Below are 2,627 nucleotides of genomic sequence, written 5' to 3'. Positions count from 1 at the left end.
GTGAAGAAGGCATGCTGGTGGGTATTTCCAGCGGTGCCACGCTGGCAGCGATTGCCCAGAAGTTGCCTGAGTTACCCGCAGGTGCCAAAGTACTGGGATTTAATTACGACACGGGTGAGCGCTATTTATCAGTCGAAGGCTATTTGCCCATTTAATGTTTGTCTGATCGCTTGACTTTGCTCGCCACCTCGTCCGACACAACGGCACAGGTGCGCGTGCTCAGCGTCATCCCGCCGATGACGCAACTCAACACGCCCTACCCTTCCACCGCTTACCTGACGGGTTTTTTACGCAGTCGTGGCATAGAGGCGCAGCAAGTCGATTTGGCTTTGGCCTTGGTGCTGCAGTTGTTAACCCCTGCGGTGTTGGCGCAAATGCAGGACATTGCGTTGTCTTTGCCCGAAGGCGAACGCAGCGCAAGCGTGAATGCATTCCTCGACCATTTCCCGCGTTACCAGCAAAGCATTTCGCCGACGATTGCGTTTTTACAAGGCCGCGACGCCACGCTGTGCCACCGTATCGCCGGACGTGGTTTTTTGCCGGAGGGTCCACGGTTTGCGTCTCTTGATGCGTTTGACGACGAGAGCGGTGACGCCCTTGGCTGGGCTTTTGGCGCATTGGGTCAGCAAGACAGGGCGCGGCATTTGGCCACGCTTTACCTGAACGATATTGCTGATGTGTTGCGCGATGCCGTGGACCCGCGTTTTGAGTTTGTGCGCTACGGTGAATCACTGGCGGGCAGCCAAGCGAGTTTTGATGCATTGGCTGACGCATTGGCAGCACCACCCAATTTGATTGACACCTTGTTGCAACAACTCACACTGCAAGCCATGCAACAACACCAGCCCACGCTGGTGTTGTTATCGGTGCCGTTTCCGGGTGCGGTGTATGCGGCGCTGCGCATCGCACAAACCATCAAACGGCATCACCCTGAAGTGAACATATGTTTGGGTGGCGGCTACGTCAACACAGAATTGCGTTCATTGCAAGAACCTCGCTTGTTCGACTTTGTCGATGTGGTGACGCTAGACGCCGGCGAGCGCCCTGTGTTGTCGTTGATTGAACATTTGCAAGGACAGCGTTCACAGCAACGCTTGGTAAGAAGTTTTGTGCGCGTGGACGCTGCGGTTAAATACATCAACTGGGCAGAACCCGATGTGGCGTTTGACGACGTAGGCACGCCCACTTGGGACGGCTTACCGTTGCATGAATATCTGTCGCTGCTGGACATGCTCAACCCCATGCACCGACTGTGGAGCGACGGGCGCTGGAACAAGCTGACGGTGGCACATGGTTGCTATTGGAAGAAATGCAGTTTTTGCGATGTGTCGCTGGACTACATCTCTCGCTATGACGCAGCCACCGCAACCACGCTGGTCGATCGCATTGAACGCATCATCGAAGAAACCGGCCAAACTGGATTTCATTTTGTAGACGAAGCCGCGCCGCCCAAAGCGCTCAAAGCCATGGCCGAAGAAATACTGCGTCGTCAATTGCAACTGACTTGGTGGGGCAATATCCGTTTCGAGAAAACATTCACGACTGACTTGTGCGAGCTATTGGCTGAGAGCGGATGTATCGCCATGTCGGGTGGTCTGGAAGTCGCCTCTGATCGATTGCTGGCGTTGATGCAAAAAGGCGTGACCGTGGCACAAGTCGCACGCGTCACGCAAAGCTTTGCGCGTTCAGGTGTGCTGGTACACGCTTACCTGATGTACGGCTTCCCCACGCAAACCGTGCAAGACACGGTAGACGCGTTGGAGTATGTGCGTCAGTTGTTTGAAAACGGTTGCATACACAGCGGGTTTTTTCACCGCTTTGCCTGCACCGTGCATTCGCCTGTGGGCATGAACCCATCCGCCTATGGTGTGAGTTTGTTGCCATTACCAGCGGGTGGTTTTGCGCAAAACGATGTGGGATTCACAGACCCTACCGGCACCGACCATGATTTGCTAGGGCGTGGGTTGAAAAAAGCGATTTACAACTTCATGCATGGCGTGGGCTTGGAAGAGGATGTACGCAGTTGGTTTGATCTGCCCAAGTGCCCTAAACCACAGGTGAAAAAAAACGCGATCGCCCTTGCACTGGGCTGATCGCGTCTGCTGGGGTTTTAGGATTTAGCCTGCGTTTTGCAAAGCTGCAATGCGCTCTTCCAATGGTGGATGTGAAGAAAACATCTTGCCCAAACCACCGCTGATACCCATGGCTTGCAAGCTAGGCGGCAAACCTTCGGATTGCATATGTTGCAAACGGGTCAATGCATTGACCATCGGTTGTTTGCGGCCCATCAAAGCAGCAGCGCCTGCGTCCGCCCTGAACTCGCGTTGACGGCTGAACCATGCCACCACCACACTGGCGGCTATACCCAATACGATATCAAGCACGATGCTAGTGACGTAGTAGCCGATACCGGGGCCTGTGTTTTCCTCGTCGTTTTTGCGCAAGGCGCTGTCTACCGCATAACCGATGACACGGCTGAGAAACACCACAAAGGTGTTCAGAACGCCTTGCACCAGCGTGAGCGTGACCATGTCGCCGTTTTGAATGTGCGCGACTTCGTGCGCTAATACTGCCTCCACCTCTTCGCGCGTCATGCCTTGTAGCAAACCCGTTGACACTGCGACCAA

At 54.7% G+C, this 2,627-nt stretch carries 2 protein-coding genes and 1 pseudogene; 2 read left to right on the top strand and 1 reads right to left on the bottom strand.

Annotated features, from left to right (window positions below; all coding sequences use genetic code 11):
- Both AC9UG7_RS12295 and AC9UG7_RS12290 read left to right on the top strand, forming a co-directional pair.
- A pseudogene (locus AC9UG7_RS12295) lies at positions 1–155 on the top strand (cysteine synthase A); the annotation flags it as partial.
- Between the two features lie 81 nt (positions 156–236).
- Positions 237–2,093 (top strand): B12-binding domain-containing radical SAM protein, encoded by a 1,857-nt coding sequence (locus AC9UG7_RS12290; RefSeq protein WP_509588245.1) that lies wholly within the window; start codon positions 237–239, stop codon positions 2,091–2,093.
- A gap of 24 nt (positions 2,094–2,117) precedes the next feature.
- On the opposite strand, the gene htpX is transcribed toward AC9UG7_RS12290, so the two are convergent.
- Positions 2,118–2,627: protease HtpX (gene htpX / locus AC9UG7_RS12285; RefSeq protein ID WP_509588243.1), on the bottom strand; the 510-nt coding region annotated here is incomplete at its 5' end.

The sequence above is a fragment of the Limnohabitans sp. genome, from assembly GCF_046052765.1.
Classification (GTDB): Bacteria; Pseudomonadota; Gammaproteobacteria; order Burkholderiales; family Burkholderiaceae_C; genus Limnohabitans.
The sequence above is the reverse complement of the archived record's forward strand: the minus strand, read 5'-3'. Positions and strand labels throughout refer to the sequence as shown.